Origin of the sequence: Pseudomonas sp. 2822-17 (assembly GCF_002742485.1) — a bacterium.
Classification (GTDB): domain Bacteria; phylum Pseudomonadota; class Gammaproteobacteria; order Pseudomonadales; family Pseudomonadaceae; genus Aquipseudomonas; species Aquipseudomonas cyclaminis.
In genome coordinates this window covers 62607-84033 of record NZ_LJRZ01000379.1, presented here as the reverse complement: position 1 = coordinate 84033, position 21427 = coordinate 62607, and the positions used below count along the sequence as shown (strand labels likewise).

Annotated in this window: 17 protein-coding genes and 1 pseudogene; 9 read left to right on the top strand and 9 right to left on the bottom strand. The window is 61.5% G+C overall.

Annotated features, from left to right (window positions below; all coding sequences use genetic code 11):
* Positions 1-33 precede the first annotated feature (33 nt).
* Together AOA60_RS11565 and AOA60_RS11560 are read right to left on the bottom strand one after the other, a co-directional pair.
* Positions 34-972, bottom strand: coding sequence for a pectate lyase (locus AOA60_RS11565; protein WP_099584554.1), 939 nt, complete (start codon positions 970-972; stop codon positions 34-36).
* Positions 973-1200: 228 nt separating this feature from the next.
* A complete protein-coding gene (locus AOA60_RS11560) occupies positions 1201-2700 on the bottom strand; it encodes a CoA-acylating methylmalonate-semialdehyde dehydrogenase (RefSeq protein ID WP_099584553.1) in 1500 nt (499 codons plus the stop codon).
* Positions 2701-2808: 108 nt separating this feature from the next.
* Between AOA60_RS11560 and AOA60_RS11555 the strand changes: the two genes are divergently transcribed.
* The 4 genes from AOA60_RS11555 to AOA60_RS11540 all read left to right on the top strand — a co-directional run bounded on the left by AOA60_RS11555 (position 2809) and on the right by AOA60_RS11540 (position 6504).
* Positions 2809-3747, top strand: coding sequence for a LysR family transcriptional regulator (locus tag AOA60_RS11555; RefSeq protein ID WP_099584552.1), 939 nt, complete (start codon positions 2809-2811; stop codon positions 3745-3747).
* Between the two features lie 68 nt (positions 3748-3815).
* Entirely contained in the window at positions 3816-4748 is a 933-nt protein-coding gene (locus AOA60_RS11550) for an ornithine cyclodeaminase family protein (RefSeq protein ID WP_099584551.1), read from the top strand.
* Positions 4745-5878, top strand: coding sequence for an FAD-binding oxidoreductase (locus AOA60_RS11545; RefSeq protein ID WP_099584550.1), 1134 nt, complete (start codon positions 4745-4747; stop codon positions 5876-5878). The genes AOA60_RS11550 and AOA60_RS11545 overlap by 4 nt, the downstream gene beginning before the upstream one ends.
* Positions 5878-6504: a transcriptional regulator gene (locus AOA60_RS11540; protein ID WP_099584549.1), complete on the top strand. Its 627-nt coding sequence runs from the start codon at positions 5878-5880 to the stop codon at positions 6502-6504. Before AOA60_RS11545 ends, AOA60_RS11540 begins: the two co-directional genes overlap by 1 nt.
* Before the next feature lie 45 nt (positions 6505-6549).
* On the opposite strand, the gene AOA60_RS11535 is transcribed toward AOA60_RS11540, so the two are convergent.
* The gene (locus AOA60_RS11535; protein ID WP_099584548.1) at positions 6550-7320 is read right to left on the bottom strand and encodes an ABC transporter substrate-binding protein; all 771 of its coding nucleotides are present in this window, start codon (positions 7318-7320) and stop codon (positions 6550-6552) included.
* A 250-nt stretch (positions 7321-7570) separates the two neighbouring features.
* Between AOA60_RS11535 and AOA60_RS11530 the strand changes: the two genes are divergently transcribed.
* Complete coding sequence (locus AOA60_RS11530) at positions 7571-9253, top strand: AMP-binding protein (RefSeq protein WP_099584547.1); 1683 nt, start codon at positions 7571-7573, stop codon at positions 9251-9253.
* A 23-nt stretch (positions 9254-9276) separates the two neighbouring features.
* Here the strand turns inward: AOA60_RS11530 and AOA60_RS11525 are convergent, their stop codons facing one another.
* The 6 genes and pseudogenes from AOA60_RS11525 to AOA60_RS11500 form a co-directional block, all read right to left on the bottom strand.
* A complete protein-coding gene (locus tag AOA60_RS11525) occupies positions 9277-9639 on the bottom strand; it encodes a hypothetical protein (protein ID WP_099584546.1) in 363 nt (120 codons plus the stop codon).
* A 2-nt stretch (positions 9640-9641) separates the two neighbouring features.
* A pseudogene (locus tag AOA60_RS33890) lies at positions 9642-10021 on the bottom strand (hypothetical protein); the annotation flags it as partial.
* Positions 10022-10110: 89 nt separating this feature from the next.
* The gene (locus tag AOA60_RS11515) at positions 10111-10470 is read right to left on the bottom strand and encodes a hypothetical protein (RefSeq protein WP_099584545.1); all 360 of its coding nucleotides are present in this window, start codon (positions 10468-10470) and stop codon (positions 10111-10113) included.
* A gap of 2 nt (positions 10471-10472) precedes the next feature.
* On the bottom strand, positions 10473-11462 hold the full coding sequence (locus AOA60_RS11510) for a hypothetical protein (RefSeq protein WP_099584544.1): 990 nt from the start codon (positions 11460-11462) through the stop codon (positions 10473-10475).
* 243 nt (positions 11463-11705) lie between these two features.
* Positions 11706-13760, bottom strand: a complete 2055-nt coding sequence (locus tag AOA60_RS11505) for a TonB-dependent receptor (protein ID WP_099584543.1) — start codon at positions 13758-13760, stop codon at positions 11706-11708.
* Positions 13761-13979: 219 nt separating this feature from the next.
* Entirely contained in the window at positions 13980-16145 is a 2166-nt protein-coding gene (locus AOA60_RS11500; protein ID WP_099584542.1) for a TonB-dependent siderophore receptor, read from the bottom strand.
* A gap of 108 nt (positions 16146-16253) precedes the next feature.
* On the opposite strand from AOA60_RS11500, the gene AOA60_RS11495 reads away from it, so the two are divergent.
* The 4 genes from AOA60_RS11495 (at position 16254) to AOA60_RS11480 (ending at position 21413) form a co-directional block, all read left to right on the top strand.
* On the top strand, positions 16254-17426 hold the full coding sequence (locus AOA60_RS11495) for an MFS transporter (RefSeq protein ID WP_099584541.1): 1173 nt from the start codon (positions 16254-16256) through the stop codon (positions 17424-17426).
* A gap of 36 nt (positions 17427-17462) precedes the next feature.
* Complete coding sequence (locus tag AOA60_RS11490) at positions 17463-17978, top strand: sigma-70 family RNA polymerase sigma factor (RefSeq protein WP_099584540.1); 516 nt, start codon at positions 17463-17465, stop codon at positions 17976-17978.
* A complete protein-coding gene (locus tag AOA60_RS11485) occupies positions 17979-18947 on the top strand; it encodes a FecR domain-containing protein (RefSeq protein WP_099584539.1) in 969 nt (322 codons plus the stop codon).
* A gap of 102 nt (positions 18948-19049) precedes the next feature.
* A complete protein-coding gene (locus AOA60_RS11480) occupies positions 19050-21413 on the top strand; it encodes a TonB-dependent receptor (protein WP_099584538.1) in 2364 nt (787 codons plus the stop codon).
* Positions 21414-21427: the final 14 nt, after the last annotated feature.

Genomic DNA, 21427 nt, shown 5'->3' with positions numbered 1-21427 from the left:
GAGCAAGCCCGCTCCCACAATGACTATCCGGCGTTAACTACCGAACACCAACGCCACCGCCTGAGCCCCCGCATTTTTCTGTGTGAAGTCCTTGGCCTGGGCGGCTGTCTTCAAGGTGTAGCCATAGTTGGAACTGGCCGTCCATTGGGCCTTGGGCGACTTCTGGTTGGTGATCGCCGGCACGCTGTTGGTGTCGGTGAATGTTCCGGTGCCCTTGTCATCCAACATGCCTTTGTTCTGGCTGCCCTCTCCAAAATAGTTGCTCTCAGAAAGGATGTTGGCGTTCTGCGCCAGGGTGAAACCCAGGTGGAAGTTGTTGATGTAGTTGTTGTAGACGTGGAAGTACCCGTAGCGCATCAAGCCCGGCGCGCGGACTTCCATGTTGTCGAAGCGGTTGTGACACAACGTGAGGCGCGGGTAACCATTGAACTCGGCTTTGTTGTCATCGGCCGGGTGACCGAAGATCAGGCCATATTTGTGGTTACCGAAGAAGCAGTTGCTGATGGTGGCGTAGTCAGCCTTTTCACCGATGTACACCAATTTGTCTTCGCTGCCATCCGTGGTTGACCAGATGTGGCCAACAAAGGAGCAATGATCGATCCAGTACTTGCTGCCGTAGTTCAGGTACACCTGAATATCGTCATTGGCCTTAATGCTGGCCGAATGCTTGAAGATAATATTTTGCAGAATGATGTTCTGCGACTGCGCGGTTGCACGCAGGTGAATATTCTCCAAGGTACGGTTCTGGAACGAGCCGATCAGGGTCTTGTTGGCGCCCATGTTGACCTTGGTCAGGCTCGACGCCGCGATGTTGCTGTTGATCACCAGGACCCGTGGGGTGGTGTCGCCAATGTTGGCTTTGAGTTGATCCAGCGTGGTGATACTGACCACCTGGCCAGACCAGCCGCCGGTAACTTTGGCGGCGAGTGCAAAACCGGTCAGGCCGGTGAGTTTGCTTTCTGGATACGACATGAGTTCCCTCTCTCTATAAAAACGGCTCGGTTTGACGAGCCTGTGCATTGAGTTAATCCGTTAACTTGCACACAGTGTTTGGCGTAGCTGATGGTGCCGTCCTGGTTGATCAGCGCTTAAACACTGTGTTTATGTACAGTATTATTCAATCGCCTGACCGTCAACCCTCGCGCAAAAAAAATGTGGGAGAGGCAAGCCCCTCCCACACTGGATTTCTACAACCCTGGATTACTTGGACACCGGCATCGCAAACTCCGCGCCCTGCTCGATGCTCTCCGACCAGCGCTGCATGATCGATTTTTGCTTGGTGTAGAAACGCACACCCTCGGTGCCATAGGCGTGCATGTCGCCAAACAGGCTCTTCTTCCAGCCACCAAACCCGTGCCAGGCCATCGGCACCGGGATCGGCACGTTGATGCCGACCATGCCCACCTGGATACGCCGCGCAAATTCGCGGGCAATGTTGCCGTCGCGGGTGAAGCAGCTGACGCCGTTGCCGAACTCGTGATCGTTGACCAGCTTGATCGCCTCGCCAAAATCGTTGACCCGCACACAGGCCAGGACCGGGCCGAAGATTTCTTCGCGGTAAATGCTCATTTCCTGGGTCACATGGTCGAACAGCGTCGCGCCGAGCCAGAAGCCGTTTTCCAGACCCGCTTCGGTGGGCACGTAGTCACGCCCGTCCAGCAGCAATTGCGCGCCGGACTGTACGCCCTGTTCGATGTAGCCGCTGATGCGTTCCAGCGCGGCGCGGGACACAATCGGGCCCATCTCGGCCTTGAGGTCGCGACCGTCAGTGATGCGCAGCTGCTTGGCGCGTTCGGTCAAGGCTGCAATGACTTTGTCACCGACATCGCCGACCAGCACGGCGACGGAGATTGCCATGCAGCGCTCGCCAGCACTGCCATAAGCAGCGCCCATCAGCGCGTCGACGGTTTTTTCGATGTCGGCGTCGGGCATCACCACCATATGGTTTTTCGCGCCGCCCAGGCCCTGCACACGCTTGCCGTTGCGCGCGCCGGTTTCGTAGATGTATTGGGCAATCGGTGTGGAGCCGACGAAGCTCACGGCCTTGACGTCCGGGTGTTCGATCAGTGCATCCACCGATTCCTTGTCGCCCTGGACCACGTTGAACACGCCTTTGGGCAGGCCGGCTTCACGCAGCAGCTCAGCCATGAACAGCGAGGCGCTTGGATCAGTCGGGCTTGGCTTGAGGATGAAGGTGTTGCCCGCCGCGATGGCGATCGGGTACATCCACATCGGCACCATCACCGGGAAGTTGAACGGCGTGACGCCGGCCACGACGCCCAGCGGTTGGCGCATTGTCCAGTTGTCCATGCCTCGGGAGACCTGGTCGGAGTGCTCGCCCTTGAGCAGGTTGGGGATGCCGCAGGCGAATTCCAGAATATCGATGCCACGGTCCACTTCGCCTTGGGCGTCGGTGAAGACCTTGCCGTGCTCGGCGACGATGATGCGCGCCAGGTCGTCCTTGCGCTCGCGCAGCAGGTGCAGGTACTGGAACAGCACACGGGCGCGGCGGATGGGCGGGGTGTCGGCCCAGCCGTCGAAGGCGGCTTGGGCGGCGGCAACGGCTTCGGACACGGTCTGGCGGCTGGCCAGCGCAACGCGAGCGGTTTTTTCGCCGGTGGCCGGGTTGAAGACGTCCTGATAGCGATCATCGCGAGACACGCGCTGGTCGTTGATGTAGTGCTCGATTGTAGTGGTCATGGCAGTCGATCCCGGTGGGTAGCGTTGGGACACACGATAGGCTTTCGCTTTGTTCCAAACCAGAGCAGAATCCTGAACTTATTGTCCACATACGCGAACAATACACCCATGGAAAAATCTGAGATCGAAGGGCTGTGGACCCATATCCACTGGCTTTCCATATTGGAAGAGCAAGGCACTTACACCGCAGCCGCCGCACGCCTGGGGGTGAGCAAGTCTGCGGTCAGCCAGCGGATTGCCGATCTGGAAAAGGCCACCGGCACCCAGTTGGTCACCCGCACCACGCGCAGTGTGCGGCTGACCGATGCGGGGCTGTCGCTGACCCGTGAAGTGCGTAGCGCCTATGCGCAAATCGCCCGCAGTTTCTCGTCGGTGCGTGACTCGGTGGGGGAGATTCGCGGGCTGGTGCGCCTTACCGCGCCAGTGGCATTTGCCCGACAGCAACTGGTGCCGCATCTGTCGGAATTCCTGCAGCGATACCCGCAAGTACGTATCCAGCTGGATGTGTCCGATGCGCTGAGTTCCCTGGCCGCCGAAGGCTACGACCTGGCCGTGCGCCACGGTTTCCAGGTGCCGGAAACCCACGTCGCCTGGAAACTCTGCGACACCGGCTCGGTGCTGGTGGCCACCCGCGACTACCTGCAACACCACGGCGAACCTCGCGAACCCGGCGACCTCTCGACCCACAACTGCCTGTTCTACCCTCGGGGTACCGACCAGCCTGCCTGGACCTTCGAGCGCGGCAGTAAAAACGTCGAACGCCTCACCGTGCCCATCGCCGGCAGCTTTGCCACCAATAACAGTGAGGCGCTGCGCGACTCGGCCCTCAACCATTTGGGCATTGCCTTGCTGCCGGACTTCAGCGCCCATGCCGCGCTGGCCAGCGGCAAGCTGGTGCAGGTGCTCAAGGACTGGACGCTCAAGGGCGCGTTTGCCAATGAGATCTACCTGATTCGGCCGTATTCGCCCCATGTGCCGAAGTCGGTGAGTGCGTTGGTCAGCTATTTGAAGGAGAAGCTGGCGGATGGGTTTCGCTTCGCGGGTTGAGGTTTATCGCTTGATCAACAGGACTAAAAGTCCATAATGGACAAAATAGTTTAGCTGCGGAGATTTTCATGTCCAGCACGCCTCAAGTGATTAACCAGCTCCAGGCTCGCGAATTACTCGCGCAGGTCGATGTAACGCAGATCCTGCGCAAGCTGTTTCGAGACCTGGCCGCCGGGCAAGCGGTGCAGCCGGCGCAACAGTGGGTCGAGTTCCCCCAGGGTGCCGGCGACTTTATCAACTACCTGGGCGTGCTGGCGGAGGAAGGCGTCTATGGGGTGAAAACCTCGCCGTACATCGTGCGTGAGCAAGGGCCGCTGGTCACCGCATGGACGCTGTTGATGTCGATGCAGACCGGCCAGCCGCTGCTGTTGTGTGATGCCGCTGAGTTGACCACCGCGCGCACGGCCGCGACCACGGCATTGGCGGTGGATGCACTGGCGCCACAGTCGGCGCAACGGCTGGCGATTATCGGCAGCGGCAAGGTGGCCCAGGCTCACCTGCATTACGTGAAAACCCTGCGGGACTGGCAAAGCATCAAGGTTTTTTCGCCCAGCCTGGCCGGTAAAAGCTCCGCGTTTGAACGCCTGGACCCGCGCGCAAGCATCGCCCCCACCTGCGATGCGGCCCTGGAAGATGCCGACGTGATCCTGCTGTGCACTTCATCGGCAGGCCCGGTGATCGACCCTTCGCGCTTGAACAAGCCTGCACTGATCACCTCCATCAGCACCAACGCCCCGCGTGCCCACGAAGTACCGCCGCAGTGCCTCAATGATATGGACGTGTTCTGCGACTATCGTCAGACCACCCCAGGTTCAGCCGGCGAGATGCTGATCGCCGCCGAACAGCACGGCTGGAACCCGAGTGCAGTCATGGGCGACCTGGCCGAACTGCTCAGTGACCAGGTACAGCCCCCGTCCTACGACCGCCATGTATTTTTCCGCTCCATCGGCCTGGGCCTGGAAGACATCGCACTGGCCAACGCCCTCTGGAGACGCCTATGAACCACGCAGATTTCATCATCATCGGCGGCGGTATTGCCGGCGCATCCACGGGTTTCTGGTTGTCGCAACACGGCAAGGTGCTGGTGCTGGAGCGAGAATCCCACCCGGCCTATCACTCCACGGGGCGTTCGGCAGCGCTCTACACCGCCGCCTACGGCACCCCGCAGGTGCGGGCGTTGACCCTCGCCAGCCGTGAGTTTTTCGACCAGCCGCCAACAGGGTTCTGCGAGCATCCTTTGCTGACGCCACGCGGCGAGATGACGGTGGACTTCACCGGCGACCCGGCCGAGTTGAACGCGCAATACCTCAGCGCCAAAGCCACTGTGCCGCAGGTCATACAGCTGAGTGCCGACGAGGCCTGTGCGAAGTTGCCGATCCTGCGTCGGGAAAAGGTCCACGGGGCAATCTATGACCCGACCGCCAGCGACATCGACACCGATGCCCTGCACCAAGGGTATTTGCGCGGGATCCGGCGCAACGGCGGTGACGTGCTTACCGACCGCCACGTGCTGGGCTTGAGCCGTGACAGTGCCGGTCTCTGGCACGTCAACACCCAGCACGACACCTTCACCGCCCCGATTATCATCAATGCCGCCGGCGCCTGGGCCGACCACATCGGGGGGCTGGCCGGTGCCGCCTCCATCGGCCTGCAACCCAAGCGCCGCTCGGCGTTTATCTTCGCCGGCCCTGAAGGCGTGGACAGCCACGGGTGGCCAATGCTGGTGGCCCTCGACGAAGCGTTCTACATGAAGCCCGACGCCGGCATGTTCCTTGGCTCACCGGCCAACGCCGACGCGGTCGAGCCCCAGGATATCCAGCCCGAAGAGCTGGACATCGCCATGGGCATCTACCAGATCGAAGAGGCCACCACCCTGACCATCCGCCGCCCGACCCGGGCCTGGGCCGGCCTGCGCAGTTTTGTGCACGACGGGGATTTGCTCTCGGGCTTCGACCCGCAGGTGCCGGGGCTGTTCTGGGTGGCAGCGCAAGGCGGTTATGGCATCCAGACTTCACCGGCCATGGGCCAGGCCAGCGCGGCACTGGTGCGCGGCGCGCCGCTGCCGGAGGCATTGACGCGGTTCGGGCTGGACGCTGGTATGCTCTCCCCCGCCCGCCTGGAGCCCCATTGATGAACAGCGTCGAACCCGACAACGCCTTGCAGAACTTTCGTGCGATTGCCGATGCAATCGCCACCCTGTTTTTCCCCCACGCCGAAGTGGTGCTGCATGACCTGCGCTCGCAAAAGGTCGATTACATCGCCAATAACCTGTCGAAACGCGCGATTGGCGACGACTCGGCGCTGGAGGACATGCTCAGCGATGACGTCAGCGAAGTGAATATCGGCCCGTACGAAAAGCTTAACTGGGACGGCCAGAAAATTCGCAGCCTGAGCACCGTGCTGCGCGACACCAGCGGTCGGCCCCTGGCGGTGCTATGCATCAACCTGAATATTTCACTGTTCGAAAACGCCAAGGCGGCGCTGGACCTGTTCCTGTCGCCCAGCAAGTTGATCCCACAGCCGGATGCGCTGTTTCGCGATGACTGGCAGGAACGTATCAACACCTTCCTGCATGCCTGGATGCGCGAGCGCCAGTTGAGCCTGAACCTGCTGACCCGCGACCACAAACGCGAACTGGTGCTGGCGCTGCATGCCGAAGGCGCGTTCAAGGGCAAGAGCGCTTCGAACTACGTGGCGAACGTGCTGGGCATGGGGCGGGCGACGGTCTACAAGCATCTGAAGGAATTGAAGGGCTGAACCTTCAGCCCTGTTTTTGGGTTTGGTGGTGAGCGGGCCCGTGCATCAATCGCCGTAGATATCGGCCTTGAAGTATTGCTGCGAAATCTTCTGGTATTCGCCACTGGCGCGAATGCCATCAATCGCCGTATTCAACTCGCTGACCAGCGCCTCGTTGCCCTTGCGCACCGCAATCCCCGCGCCTTCACCCACATATTTCGGGTCCTTGAGTTCCGGCCCGACAAAGGCATAGCCCTTGCCCCGTGGCATTTGCAGGAAGTCATTCAAGGGGATGGTGTCGGCAAAGATCGCATCCAGGCGCCCTGACGCCAGGTCCATGTAGATCTCTTCGTTATTGCTGTAGCGCTTGACGATGATGCCCTTGGGCTCGAACACCTCGGTGGCGTAGCGGTCAGTGGTGGTCGCACGCTGCACGCCGACGGTCTTGCCCTTGAGACTGGCGTACTGGTCATCGACGACGGCGCCGTCCTTCATCACCAGGCGTGACGAGGTGAAATAGTACTTGTGGGTGAAGTCCACCGACTTCTTGCGGTCTTCGTTGATGGTCATGGACGACAGCGCCATGTCGATTTTCTTCACCTTGAGGGAAGGAATCAGTCCATCGAACTCACCTTCAACCCACACGCACTTGACCTTCATCTGCGCGCACAGCGCATTGCCAATGTCGTAGTCGAAGCCGACGATCGTGCCTTCCTGGGTCTTGGAGGCAAACGGCGGATAGGCCGCCTCGATGCCGATGCGCAGGGTTTTCTCGGCGGCCAGTACGTGGCTGGAAGCGATCAAGGCCAGCGCGGTGATAAGCAAGCGTTTCTTCATGGGTGATCTCGCAGGTTGTTGTTGGTTTGGCAAGAGAGAAGAAAAAATGCAGCAGAAATATTTGTACTTATAATTCCATCCTGGACTTTTATGTATGAATCGTCAATCCAGCCTGTGTACACATGACTTTTTTGCACAACGCACCGGTGTTTTTGAGCGTTCATCTCCGGATTTATGCATGCCTATACTCGGTCCAGCCTGCCGGTTTAGCCGCAGGCCGTCCCTACAACAATAATCAAGGACACCGACCATGACGCATCCCTTCCTGGCCGCCCGGGATTTCCTGCTCGCCCATCGCACCGACTACGCCATCGCCGCCCGCGACTTCCGCTGGCCGCAGTTGGATGCGTTCAACTGGGCCCTGGACTATTTCGATGTGATGGCCGAGGGCAATTCGGCCAACGCGCTGTGGATCGTAGAAGAAGACGGCAGCGAGCAGCGCTACAGCTTCCAGCAGTTGGCTGCGCGCTCCAACCAGGTCGCCAACCATCTGCGCGCCGTGGGCGTGCGGCGTGGCGATCGGGTGCTGTTGATGCTCGGCAACGACGTGGCGCTGTGGGTAACCATGCTCGCTGCCTTCAAGCTCGGCGCGGTGGTCATCCCCGCCACCGCCCTGCTCAACCCGGATGATCTGCGCGACCGCATCGAGCGCGGCCAGGTGCGCCATCTGGTGGTCGGTGAGGCGCATGTGGGCAAATTCGACGGCCTGGGCGATGGCTGCAGTCGCATCTGTGTGGGCACGGCACCCGCTGGCTGGGTTGCGCACAACGCTGCGTTTGAATACCCCGAGCAGTTCGACGCCGAGGGCCGCACGTTGGCAATCGACCCGATGCTGCTGTATTTCACCTCCGGCACCACCTCCAAACCGAAGATGGTGCTGCACAGCCACCAGAGCTACCCGGTGGGTCACCTGTCGACGATGTACTGGATCGGCCTGCAACCGGGCGACCTGCACCTGAATATCTCGTCTCCAGGCTGGGCCAAGCACGCCTGGAGCTGCCTGTTCGCGCCGTGGAACGCCGGCGCGTGCATCTTTATCCATAACGTCGCACGGTTCAGCGCGCCGGCCTTGCTGACGGCGCTGGAACAATATCGCGTGACCAGCCTGTGCGCGCCGCCCACGGTGTGGCGCATGCTGATCCAGGAAGACCTGGCCAGTCACAAGACGCGCCTGAACCTGCGTGAATTGGTCGGCGCGGGCGAACCGCTGAACCCGGAGATCATCGAGCAGATCCAGCAGGCCTGGGGTTTGCCGCTGCGCGATGGCTTCGGCCAATCGGAAACCACCGCCCTGGTCGGTAACACGCCCGGCCAGTTGCTCAAGCCGGGCTCCATGGGCCGCCCGTTGCCAGGTTACCGCGTTGCGCTGCTCGACCCCGACGGCGTGCCTGCCACCGAGGGCGAAGTCGCCCTGCCCCTGGATGTGCGCCCTCTCGGTTTGATGATGGGCTACGAAGACAGCCCGGAAAAAACCGCTGAAGTGATGCGCGACGGTTACTACCGCACCGGTGACACCGCGCAGATCGACAGCGACGGCTACATCACTTTCGTCGGCCGCGCCGATGATGTATTCAAAGCCTCCGACTACCGCATCAGCCCGTTCGAGCTGGAAAGCGCGCTGATCGAACACCCGGCCGTGATGGAAGTCGCCGTAGTCCCCAGCCCCGACCCGCTGCGCCTGGCCGTGCCCAAAGCCTTCCTGATCCTGGCCCATGACGCCCCCGGCAGTGCCGAGCTGGCCAGGCAGATCCTGGCCTTCGCCCGCGAACACCTGGCGCCGTACAAGCGCGTGCGGCGCATCGAGTTTGTCAGTGAACTGCCCAAGACCATTTCCGGCAAGATTCGCCGGGTGGAATTACGGCAGATGGAAGTGGTGCGTCGCCAAGGGGCGACACGGGGTGAACAGGAGCATTTCGAGGAGGATTTTTCCTGAGCCGATACCCGGGATTGAGCGGGCTACCAGCGGTACCAGACGCTCCAGATAAATAAGCTGGCAGCCCATATGAAGCCGAAATTGGTCGGCCACAACGCCCAGCGCTTGAGGGATAAGGGGATGGCGGCCAGTTCGGCTTCGGTCACGTCCCCTCGCTTGATATGGGTCTTGGGCATTGCCAACAACTGATTGATCAAGATCATGCGATGAACCCTGTCGAGATGCGTATTTCGGCCCCAAAAACGTTTGTTATCGCAGACCACTTTGTTCTCGCTGAAGTAGCTTTCCAACGCTTCGAGCTTGGTGTATTCGACGTAGAAAGACAGCACGGCACCAATCAGGCCAGCTGCAAATACCAAAATTGTAAAGATGAGAAAGATATCCATGGTTAAGCACCCTCTGGTTGAAAGATCAGATCACCATCGATCTCCAGAATTTTCCCGCCAAGAAATGCGCCCGAGTCGCCGAATGCACTGCCCACCGTATGTCCTCCCGCAGCACCGCCAATAACAGCACAAGCCAACTCACCGTTTCCTTTAGCGGCAACGCCCAAAAAGAGCGTACAGGCGCGACGGGCTAAGTGTGAACCGAACTTCCCACCCCAATAAGCGCCCGCCACGCCGCCCACCAACTTCCCCGACTCCACATATTTCGCCCGCCGACACTGCATCTCCCGTCCGTCCACATACGTCCCTTCCCCAACCACTTCGACGTCTTCGCAATCGCCCGCACCCGCTGCGCATACCCGGCGACCTCGCCCTTGTGCAAGCGATGCGTCGCCAAGGGGCGACACGGGGTGAACAGGAGCCTTTCGAGGAGGATTTTTCCTGAGCCGATACCCGGTATTGAGCGGGCTGTCAGCGGTACCAGACGTTCCAGATAATTAAGCTGGTAAACCATATGAAGCCGAAATTGATCGGCCACAACGCCCAGCGCTTGAGGGATAAGGGGATGGCGGCCAGTTCGGCTTCGGTCACGTCCCCTCGCTTGATATGGGTCTTGGGCATTGCCAACAATTGACTGATCAAGATCATGCGATGAACCCTGTCGAGATGCGTATTTCGGCCCCAAAAACGTTTGTTATCGCAGACCACTTTGTTCTCGCTGAAGTAGCTTTCCAACGCTTCGAGCTTTGTGTATTCGACGTAGAAAGACAGTCCTGAACCAATCAGCGCCCCTGCAAATATAAAGATCGTAAAGACGAGATAAAAATCCATGATTAGGCGCCTTCTGGTTGAAAGATCAAATCACCGTCGATCTCTAGGATTTGGCCGCCAAGAAACGAACCGCGAGCGCCAACTACATCGCCCCCTACATCCCCCCCCGCAGCACCGCCAATAACAGCACAAGCCAGCTCACCGTTTCCTTTAGCGGCAACGCCCAAAAAGAGCGTACAGGCGCGACGGGCTAATTTTGCACCGAGCGGCCCGCCCCAATAAGAGCCCGCCCCCCCCCCCACCACCTCCCCCGCCCCCACATTTTCCCCCCGCCGACACTGCATCTCCCGTCCGTCCACACACGCCTCCTTGATCTCCAAACCTGCCACGCCCACATCCAGCGCCAACCCCACATACGTCCCCTTCCCCAACCACTTCGACGTCTGCGCAATCGCCCGCATCCGCTGCGCATACCCGGCGATCTCGCCCTTGCGCAAATAGCTTTTGGTTGAAATCCCGAGCACCGTCTTCAACGCCTGATTGCCCCGCAACCCCGTGCCAAATCGTGCAGCGCCCTGCAACTGCGTTTCCAGCAGCCCAAACAGCACCTGGCGCTGGCGAAAAAACGCTTGCCGGTCCAGGCCGCCGTCCCGCAAACGCTGATGCAATCGCTCGATCTCCTCCAGGGTATGCACCACCTCGTTCAGATGCCGCGACCACGCCGATGTGGCGCTGCCTATCCCCAACGAGCTGTAGCCCAGAAGGCTCTGCAGCAAGTCATAGTCATTGACCACCCGGGCTCCGGCAGCACTCTCCAGTTCTCGGCGAATCGTCTCAGCCTGACGCACCAACCAGGCTTCCTCCAGCGAACAGGTGACGCTGTAAGCATCGGGAATGACGATCAACTGCCCAGGCGTCACCAGCCCATGGCGCAGATGATGATTCAACACATCGAAATGGGCCGAACGTTCCCGGCTTATGCCGCCGCCCATCAAGCGGGATTTCAGGCTGTGATAGTCCGTGGTGCGGTCGTTGATATAGCCCTGCGCCATGCTTTACATCCCTGGATGCAATGAAGATGGCGTCGAAATATAAGCAAGCGAATGCTCCCCGGACACAAGCCCAGAGGGTCTGAATTACATTTGGGAAGTTGCCTACATCGCAGGAACGAGTCACCTACGGAAATGCCGCACTTGGGGCTTAGCGGACAACTGCCCCATCATTCGGGCAGTGCCGCCAAGCTACTTTGCGACTGCGCGAAACCGGTCACGCGCAAGCAGTGAACACGGTGCCGCCTACAGGTCGTAACGCAGCGCCATACCGAAGGTGCGCGGCGCGCCGGCGTCGATGATTTCGTCATCGCGGTTGTTGGTGACGTAGCGCTTGTCGAAGGCGTTTTTCACGAAGCCCGACACCGCTACGTTCTTGGTGACTTTGAATTCGCTGCTGAAGTTCGCCAGCACGTAGTTGTCGCTCCTGCGCTCGCCGTTGACCTTGCCCGCTGCATCGAACTCGTAAGCGGAAGGCGCGCTGCTCTGGTAAGTCACGTCAGTGTTGAAGGTCAGGCGGTCGTTGAGGCGATAAATGCCGCCCACCGAGGCCTTGTACTTGGGCGAGTAGTAGAACGCCTCGCCGCTGCGGTCCTGGCCATTGCCGACGACAAAATCCTTGTACTTGCCATCGGTGATGGCGCCGCCGACGGTCAGCGTCAGTTGCTCGCTGAGGTCTTTCTCGATGAACACTTCCAGACCCTTGATATCACTGCGACCGGCGTTGTACACGTTGATAATGTTGCTGCCGGCTTGGCGCACGCTGACCTGCTGGTCTTTCCAGTCGGTGTAATACAGGTTGGCGCGGGCGCGCAGGGTATCTTCGAGGAATGAACCGCGGTACGACAGCTCATAGTTGGTGGTGTATTCCGGGTCATACGCCTCGTGACCGCTACCGGAGCGCACGTTCACGCCGCCGCCGCGATAACCTTTCTGCACCATGAAGCCCAAGTACTGGCCGGTGGCGAGTTCGTAGTTGATACCCAGTTTTGGCAGTACGGCCGCGAACGATTTCTTGACCTTGGCGGCCTCGGACAGGTCGTCCTGCTTGATGTCGGTGTCGTTGGTTTCGTGGTCGTAGCGCAGGCCGGTGACCAGGGTCCAACGCGGGGCGAAGGTCCAGTCGACCTCACCGAACAGCGCCTTGTTTTCGATGACCGTGTCGCCTTTGACGGTGACCGCCAGCACGTTATCGAACAGCAGTCGGTCGTGGAAGTTGTTGGAGTTGTGGCCGTAATAGGCGCCGACGAAACTCTTCACCGTGTCCGAGTTGTAGTTCAGGCGCAACTCCTGGCCTAACAGGTTGCCATCCTGCTGGCGTCGGATGACTTCATTGGCGTCGGCGGTCTGGTCGAAGTCCAGGCGGTTGGTATAGTCGGACCGGGTGTTGGTGGTCAGGCTGGTCAGCGACCATTGGTCATCGAGGCGGTAGTCAACCTTGGCGCTGACGGTGTCCTGGTTGAGGTTGTCGAACGCCTGGGTATCGGAGGAAACCTTGTAGTAGCGGACCTTGTCCGGGGTGCGGGTGACCGAGTTGTCACCCTGGCGGTGCTCGTTGTGGGCGTAGGTGAGCAGGACGTCGACATCGTCGCTGGGCAGGATCAACAGCTTTCCGCGAGCATTGCTGGTGCGGTGCGGGTTGGCGTCTTTACCGAGGGCGATGTTGTCGATGTAGCCATCGCCGTCCTGATAATCCAAGGCGATACGCCCGGCGATCTTGTCATCGACGATGCTGCCACCGCCGGCCACCGCTGCGCCTTTTTCACCGTAGTTGCCCACGTTGGTTTGCGCCGAGAAGGTCGGCTGGAACGTCGGGTTGCGCGTTTGGATCACCACGGCGCCAGCCAGGGAGTTACGCCCCTGGGTGGTGGATTGCGGGCCGAGGAAGACTTCGACCTGCTCCACATCCCACAAGCCGGTCGGGCTCAAGGTCAGGGTACGGTTGGGCTGCACCGCGCCATCAACATACACCGAAACGGCACCGTTGAGGGTGGCCGGGCCCTGATCGTCGAAACCGGATACCGGTACACCGCGAATACCCCAGTTTTCGTTGCCGGCCTGGCTGTACACACCCGGCGTGCGCGCAAACACGTCGACCAGGCTGTGGTCGGCCTTGTCCCGCAGTTGTTGTTCGGTCACCACCACGACGCTGGATTGGGTCTGTTCAAGGGAGCGGTTGATTTTCTCGCCGCTCACTGTGATCGGGGCGATTTCCATTGTGTTCGGCTCAGCCGCCCAGGCACCGCCAGCCAAGCACACCGACCCGACCGCCAACGCAATTGTGTTCTGTTTGAAATTCACACCCTGCTCCCCTGCCATCCATCGTTATTGTTTTTTGCGGCGGGCTGAAGGCAGCCAAACGCCAGCGGGGCGGAGTCTAAGGGATAAGAATTCCAAAGTGAACATAATTGATAAGTGATCTCATTTGAGATAACTACGCATTCACGTATCAGCTTGAATACATTAGCGTAACGCTGACCGCCCGCTAAAAGGCGGCCCCGACACGCCCTTTACGCCGCCCTAGAAATCCACCGTGGCCGACACCTGCAACGTACGCGGATAACCCGGCGAAAACGCGCCATACGAGGCCACGCCAGACCAATACTCACGGTCGAACACGTTCTGCACCGTGGCGCGGAACGTGGTCGGCCGCCCTTCTATCTTCGTCGCATAGCGCGCGCCGGCATCAATGCGCGTCCAGGAATCCAGCGCCTGGGTATTGGCCTGGTTGACGTATTGGCTGTCGGTGTAGATCGCACCGCCGGTGAGGGTAAAGCCTTCCAGCCACGGCGTGTCGTACTCGGCCCACAGGTTGGCCTGGATCTGCGGCACGCCGACCGGTTTGTTGCCCTGGTTGGCCGCCGTGGCGGATTTTGTCAGCTCGCCATCGAGAAAGGTCACGCCGCCCATCAGACGGGTACCCGGCGCCACTTCACCGTAAACACTCAGCTCGACGCCACGGTTGCGCTGTTCGGCCTGCACTGAATACACACCGTTGGCCCCCAATTCACCGCTGGGCTTTTCGATCTGGAACAACGCCACGCTGGTCATGAAGGTGCCGTGTTCGTACTTCACGCCCAGCTCGTGTTGCCTGGATTCATACGGCGCAAAGGTTTCACCCGCGTTGCTCGCCGTGCCGGGCGCGATATCGCCCTTGCTCAGGCCTTCGACGTAGTTGTAGTAGAGCGACACGTCGTCCCAAGGCTTGACCACCACTCCCACCAAGGGCGTGGTGGCGTTGTCCTTGTAGCGGGAACTGACCGCGCCTGCGGCGTTGTAGTTGCGCGACTCAATGGCCTGGCGACGCAAGCCCAGTGTCAGTTGGATACGGTCATCCAGAACGCCCAGGGTATCGGTCAGCGCTACGCCAGACAGCTCGGATTCTGAAATGCGCAGCACCTTGGGCGTATTGATGGTTTGCTCGGGCCTGTCCACCGGATGGTAGATGTTCGAGCGAATGATCGTGCCGTTGTTGATGCCCCTGGACAGCTCGTCCTGGTAACGGGTCGCCATCAACGTGGTGGTGTGGGTCACCGGGCCAGTGGCGAACAGCGCGCGCAGGCCGACGTCGGCGGTGGAGCGGTCGACGTTGAATTTGTAATAGCCCGGAATGTTTTCGGTGTCACCGGCGTCGTTGAGGATACGCGGCACCTGGTCGGACATGCGCTTCACATCCGAGCGGCCCCCACCGGCATGGGCGAACACGGTGAGCGAGTCATTCAGGTCATATTCGCCGCCGAGCAACACCGACTGCTCCTTGGTGTCTGACCAACCCCACTTCTGCGGCAGGCTGGTGCGACCGTTCGGCGCAGAGGGCACGTCCACGCCCGGCGCGATGGTGAACGGCCGCGAGGCGCCCTCCCAGCTTTCTTTCTGGCTGATGTAATCAAGGTTCAGGCGCAGCCGTTCGCCGCGATAATCCAGGGCGATGGCGCCGATGCCGACGTCGCGGTGCTGGTCGTCGACGGCGGTGTCGCCGCCCTGGAGGCTGCCGTTGAAGCGCAGGCCAAACTGGTTTTCCTCACCGAAACGCCGGCTGATATCGAGATGGCCGCCCACTTGGGTATCGGAGGCGTAGCTGCCGGTGAAGCGCGTCAGGTCTTGATCCAGCGGGCGCTTGGGCACAATGTTGATCACCCCGCCGACGCCGCTGTTGGGTGAGATGCCGTACATCAACGCACCCGGGCCCTTGAGCACTTCGACACGTTCGGCGTACTCGGTAAACGCCCGGTAGTTGGGCGCCACGCCATACACGCCGTCATAGGCCAGCTCGCCCAGATTGCCCTCACCAATGGCAAAGCCGCGCACGAAGAACGAGTCGACAATCCCGCCGGTTTGCCCGGTCGAGCGCACCGACGGATCGCGTTCCAGGGCGTCGGCCACGGTCACGGTCTGCAGGTCGGCGAGGGTCTTGGCGGTGTAGCTGGTGACGCTGAATGGCGTGTCCATCACATCCTTGTTGCCCAGCATGCCCAGGCGTGCACCACGAGCCACCTGGCCACCGGCGAGCACCTCAGGCAAGTCGGTGGGGCCGCTGTAGCGGGCGTTGACGTTGGTCGCGTCAAGGGTCAGGCTCTGCGCGCTGTCGTCAGTCGAGCCGGCGGTGGCGGCCCAGGCGTTGCCGCTGGCAGCGGCGACAATCAGGGCGGTACGAATGGCGAGGGTTAACCGGCTGGCAACAAGCATGGCGTCGGGGTCCTTTGATCGAGAGAAAATGAGAATTACTCCTGATGCCAGCCGACGCGCGAAAAAGTATCAGCCCCTGCGCATTTTTTTGAACACTGAGAGTGATGCATGCCACCGACCCGCGTCCTGATAGCCCTGCTGTTCGCGATCCAGCTTGTGTCCATGGGCGCCATGGAAATGAGCGGGCCGTTCTGGCCCGTGCACCTGCGCGGGTTGACTACCTCCGACAGCCTGTTCAGCTTCGCCAGCGTCGCGGTGTACGTGGGCCCGATGCTTGGCATCCTGCTGACCAGCGCATTCTGGGGTCGCATCGGCGATCGTTATGGCCACAAGCTGATGATGATCCGTGCGCTGGCTGGACTGACCCTGACCCAGTTGGGCCTGGCGCTGTTCAGCGACCTGTGGGCAATCCTGATCCTGCGTTTTTTGCAGGGTGCGTTTGCCGGGTATATCGCCCCGGCCCAAGCCTACGGAGTGAGCATCGAGGTGCCTGCGCGGCGGGCGCGGCTGTTCGCGATCCTGCAGATTTCCACTAACGTCGGCTCACTATTGGGTGCGGTGGTCGGTGGCTTGATCCTCGATCACGCGACGTTCTTCTGGATCAACCTCAGCGCCGCAGCGCTCTGCGCGGTATGCACGCTGATCGCAGCGGTGACCTTGCCGGATGTGCCGCCGGTGAAAAAATCCGCGCCCGCGCCAAAGAGCGATGCCTGGCAGGCATCTGCCCTGCTGCCGTTGCTGACGGTGATGGGCATTCTGCTCTTGGCGCGGATGCTGCCGCAGACCTCATTCGCGCTGTACGTGAGCACAACGTTCACGCTCAGCAACGCCCTGGTCGGGCTGTGCTACGGCTTGCTGGCACTGGGGTTCATCCTGTCGGCGACGGCGTGGGCGCGCCACTTCGAAGGCCGGACTCAGGCCGACACCTTGCGGCGCCTCACCTGGGTCGTAATCGGTTGCATTGTGCTGACTGCAGCGGCCGGCCTCACCCGCAACCCGCTGGTGTTTGTCATCGGCTACTTCCTGTGGGGCGTGCTGCTGGGCGCCACCACGCCGGTGCTGATGGCCTTGATTTCAAAGACTGCCGACAGCGCACAACAGGGCCACGTACTGGGAATCGCCCAAGGCACCGCGCAGTTCGCCTCGATTGCCGGAATAGCGGCCGGCGGCCTGCTCAGCCAGGCCTATGGCTTGGCGTATACCTACCTGTATGTGTGCCTGGCCTACGCCGCGGCGTTGATTGCGATTCTCGCGTTGCGCTCACGGCAGGTTTCCCCTTAGCATTGGGAATACTTCTCAATTGCACGGTTGCGCGCCATGAGCGAAAGCCTTCCCGCCGATAACAACAATCACCTGCGCGCAATCGAAGCCCTGTACAGCGGGCATCACGGCTGGCTGTACGCCACGCTCAAACGCAAACTCGGCAACGCCATGGACGCGGCGGATCTGGCCCAGGACACCTTCACCCGCATCCTGGCCTCCCAGGTCACGGTCATCGACCAGCCACGGGCCTACCTGACCTGCGTGGCCAAGGGCATCCTGGTCAATTGGTACCAGCGCAAGGCCCTCGAACGCGCCTATCTGGAGGCGCTCGCCCTCGTACCGCAGCAGGAAGCGCCCTCGCCGCAAGCCCATTTCATGGTCATGGAGACCCTGCACGAAATCGACGCAATGCTCGACTCGCTGCCACCGCTGGTGAAGCGGGCGTTCCTGCTGTCACAACTCAACGGCCTCAAGTACGACACCATCGCCGAGCAACTGGGCGTGTCGCTGATTACCGTCAAGCGCTACATGAAGCAGGCGTTCGTGCAATGCCTGATGCTGGTGGAATGAATGCTCAGCCTGCGCAAAGAGCCACCGCTGCCCACGGAAGTCCTTGAAGAAGCCGCCGAATGGCTGATGCGCCTGAGCGAAAACAACCTCAGCGACAGCGAACGCGCCGAATGGCAACGCTGGAAGGTCAGCACCCCCGAGCGTGATCGCGCCTGGGCGCGGGCGCAATTGCTGCAAAGCAAGCTCGGTGGCCTGCCGCCGTCCCTGGCGATGTCGGCATTGGATCGCCCAAGCCACCCGGAACGCCGCGCCGCCCTGGGCAAACTCGCGCTGTTGCTGGCGTTGATGCCGGTGGGCTGGGGCAGCTGGAAACTCGCGCAATCCCAGCAATGGACCGCCGACTACCGCACCCGCGTCGGCGAGCGCCGCGAGCTGACCCTGGCCGATGGCTCACATATCACCCTCAACACCGCTACCGCTATCGATGTGCGGTTCGACAGCCAGCAGCGCCGGGTGCACCTGCGCGAAGGTGAAATCCTGGTGCAGACGGCACAGGACGCGTCCCGCCCGTTTCTGGTCAGCACCCGCCAAGGCCGTATGCAGGCGCTGGGCACGCGGTTTACCGTGCGCGAACTGAGCGCGCGCACGCACCTGGCCGTGCTCGAAGGGGCCGTCCAGGTCGTGCTGGCCGACGACCGCCAGACCGCGCCGAGGATCGTCAACGCCGGGCAACGCACGGAGTTTTCCGCGCAACAGTTCGGTGCGCTCACCGCCACCGACCGCAATGTCGGCGCCTGGACCCAAGGCATGCTGATGGCCGACAACATGCGCCTGGCGGACTTCGTCGCGGAACTGACGCGCTATCGCCACGGCTTCGTGCGCTACGACCCGGCGCTTGCCGACCTGCGCATCTCCGGCGCGTTCCCCATCAGCGACACCCAGCGCACCTTGAACATGTTGGTGCATACCTATCCGGTGCTCGCCAACGGACATTTGAACGGGTATTGGGTCACCCTCTCGCCGGCCTGAGCAGCCGCGAAAAATAAAACGCGCGGCGGCTGATACTTTTTCCGATCTCGGCTGGCAAACACACAGACCCCCTTTTACCTCCCGTCCATAGGGCCGCCCTCCATGCTTGTGATTCGCAGCGCGCTGCTCAGCCTGGCCCTGGCCAGCACCGCCCTCGCGGCCGTGCCAGCGCAGCTGGATACGGTGGCGGTGCGCGCCTACCACATTGCCCCGGGCCCACTTGGCGCCACGCTGTCGAGTTTTGCCGTGGACGCCGGCATTGCCCTGTCGTTCCTCCCGGCCCTCACCGAAGGCCTGACCAGCCCTGGCCTGTCTGGCACCTACTCTACCCAGCAAGCCGCTACACGGCTGTTGGCCGGGAGCGGCCTGGAAATGGTGCTGCGCAGCGATGGCAGCTACACCCTGGTGCTGCGCCGGATCACGCTGTCGGACACCACGGTCAGTGCCGCCGAACAACGCGCCAGCAGCCTGCCGCCCCTGTACTCCGGCGGCCAGGTGGCCACGGGCGGACGCCTGGGCATGCTGGGCAATACCGACGTGATGGATGCGCCGTTCAGCGTCAGCACCTACAGCGCAGCGCTGATCAAGGACCAACAGGCAACCACCGTGGGCGATGTGCTGGAGCGTGACTCCTCGGTGCGCTCCACCGGGCAGACCGGCGGGATTGTCGACTCGTTTTTTATCCGTGGTTTCCCGGTGGGCGAAGGCAATCTCGGCGAGCTGGCGTTCGACGGCGTCTACGGTGTGGCGTCCAACTACCGCGTCTTCACCGAATACGCCGAGCGTATCGAAGTGGTCAAGGGCCCCGGCGCGCTGCTGTACGGCATGTCGCCCAACAGTGCCGTAGGCGGCGTGATCAACGTGGTGCCCAAGCGCTCCCTCGACGAAGACCTGACCCGCTACACCGCCAGTTATGCCCAGGATGCCCAGTTCGGTAATCACTTGGATATCAGCCGACGCTTCGGTGAAGAGCGCCGCTTTGGTGTGCGCCTCAATGGCAGCGTGCAGCGCGGCGACACGGTGATCGACGAGCAATCGCGCGAAGTCGGCCTGGGCGCCCTGTCTCTGGACTATCAGGGCGAACGCCTGCGCAGCAGCCTGGACCTGATCTCCCAGGAAGAAGCATTTGGCGCTGCGTCGCGGCCGTTCCTGATCGAACCCGGCGTGGCCATCCCCTCTGCCGCCAATGGCCGTACCAACGTGAGCCAGGATTGGGGCTGGTCAAAAACCCGCGATAAGTCCGCCTTGCTCAGCGCTGAATACGACCTCAACGACAACCTGAGCGTATTCGCCCACGCCGGTGGCGGTCAGTCGGCGGTCGCGCGCATGTCCGACCAGACACCGAAAATCGTCAATGCCGCCGGGGACACCTCATCAACCCCCGGCTACTACCGCTTCGAAGTGCAACGCTACACCGTCGACATAGGCGCACGCCTGCGCTTCGACACAGGCCCCATCAGCCACAACGGCACCGTGCAGACCAGCCGTTACCGCGATCAACTGTCACGCGGGATTATTTCCGGGCCACCGGTGCTGTCGAATATCTACCACCCGACCGACCGTCCCGAACCGTCGATCGCCAAGCCCGATGCGCCCAAAGTCTCTGCCAGCGAATTGTCCGGCGTGGCCATCGCCGACACCCTGTCGGTGCTCGATGAGCGCGTCCAGGTCACCGTGGGCCTGCGCCAACAGCGCATCCAATCCAACAACTACAACAGCGCCGGCGCCGTGACGACGGCCTATGACGACGGCAAGACCACCCCGCTGTTCGGCGCGGTGCTCAAGCCGTGGGAGCATGTGGCGTTCTACTACAACTACCTCGAAGGCCTGAGCAAGGGTGACGTGGCACCGTCCAACGCGGCGAATGCCGGCGAAGTCTTTGCACCCTATGTTTCAAAACAGCATGAGTTCGGGGTCAAGCTCGACTACGGCACCTTCATGTCGACCCTCGCCCTGTTCCAGATCCAGAAGCCCAGCGGCGAACTGGCCTCGGGGACGTTCTCCGTGCAGGGCGAGCAGCGCAACCGTGGCCTGGAGCTGAGTGTGTTCGGTGAGGTCGCCCCAGGCACACGCCTGCTCGGTGGCGTGACCCTGCTGGATGCGCAGTTGATCAAGACCAGCGTCGCCGCCCACCAGGGCAATACCCCGGTGGGCGTGCCCGAGGTGCAAGCCAACCTCTGGGCCGAATGGGACACCCCGTGGCTCGAAGGCCTGACGCTGACCAGCGGCGCGATCTACACCGCCAGCCAGTACGTCAACCAGGCCAACACACAGCAGCTCGATCCCTGGACGCGCTTTGATATCGGCGCGCGCTACAGCACGCGCATCGCCGAGCGGCCGACCACGTTCCGCGCCACGGTGCAGAACCTGTTCGACCGCGAGTACTGGTCGGGGGTCGCCTCCTACGGCGCGTTTTCCCAAGGCTCGCCGCGCACCCTCCTCCTCTCGGCCACGGTCGATTTCTGACACCTGCAAGGGCT

Bases quoted from the DNA above. Each gene is read 5' to 3' on its own strand.
- AOA60_RS11565 (WP_099584554.1), bottom strand. From the start codon at position 972: ATGTCGTATCCAGAAAGCAAACTCACCGGCCTGACCGGTTTTGCACTC.
- AOA60_RS11560 (WP_099584553.1), bottom strand. From the start codon at position 2,700: ATGACCACTACAATCGAGCACTACATCAACGACCAGCGCGTGTCTCGC.
- AOA60_RS11555 (WP_099584552.1), top strand. From the start codon at position 2,809: ATGGAAAAATCTGAGATCGAAGGGCTGTGGACCCATATCCACTGGCTT.
- AOA60_RS11550 (WP_099584551.1), top strand. From the start codon at position 3,816: ATGTCCAGCACGCCTCAAGTGATTAACCAGCTCCAGGCTCGCGAATTA.
- AOA60_RS11545 (WP_099584550.1), top strand. From the start codon at position 4,745: ATGAACCACGCAGATTTCATCATCATCGGCGGCGGTATTGCCGGCGCA.
- AOA60_RS11540 (WP_099584549.1), top strand. From the start codon at position 5,878: ATGAACAGCGTCGAACCCGACAACGCCTTGCAGAACTTTCGTGCGATT.
- AOA60_RS11535 (WP_099584548.1), bottom strand. From the start codon at position 7,320: ATGAAGAAACGCTTGCTTATCACCGCGCTGGCCTTGATCGCTTCCAGC.
- AOA60_RS11530 (WP_099584547.1), top strand. From the start codon at position 7,571: ATGACGCATCCCTTCCTGGCCGCCCGGGATTTCCTGCTCGCCCATCGC.
- AOA60_RS11525 (WP_099584546.1), bottom strand. From the start codon at position 9,639: ATGGATATCTTTCTCATCTTTACAATTTTGGTATTTGCAGCTGGCCTG.
- AOA60_RS11515 (WP_099584545.1), bottom strand. From the start codon at position 10,470: ATGGATTTTTATCTCGTCTTTACGATCTTTATATTTGCAGGGGCGCTG.
- AOA60_RS11510 (WP_099584544.1), bottom strand. From the start codon at position 11,462: ATGGCGCAGGGCTATATCAACGACCGCACCACGGACTATCACAGCCTG.
- AOA60_RS11500 (WP_099584542.1), bottom strand. From the start codon at position 16,145: ATGCTTGTTGCCAGCCGGTTAACCCTCGCCATTCGTACCGCCCTGATT.
- AOA60_RS11495 (WP_099584541.1), top strand. From the start codon at position 16,254: ATGCCACCGACCCGCGTCCTGATAGCCCTGCTGTTCGCGATCCAGCTT.
- AOA60_RS11490 (WP_099584540.1), top strand. From the start codon at position 17,463: ATGAGCGAAAGCCTTCCCGCCGATAACAACAATCACCTGCGCGCAATC.
- AOA60_RS11485 (WP_099584539.1), top strand. From the start codon at position 17,979: ATGCTCAGCCTGCGCAAAGAGCCACCGCTGCCCACGGAAGTCCTTGAA.
- AOA60_RS11480 (WP_099584538.1), top strand. From the start codon at position 19,050: ATGCTTGTGATTCGCAGCGCGCTGCTCAGCCTGGCCCTGGCCAGCACC.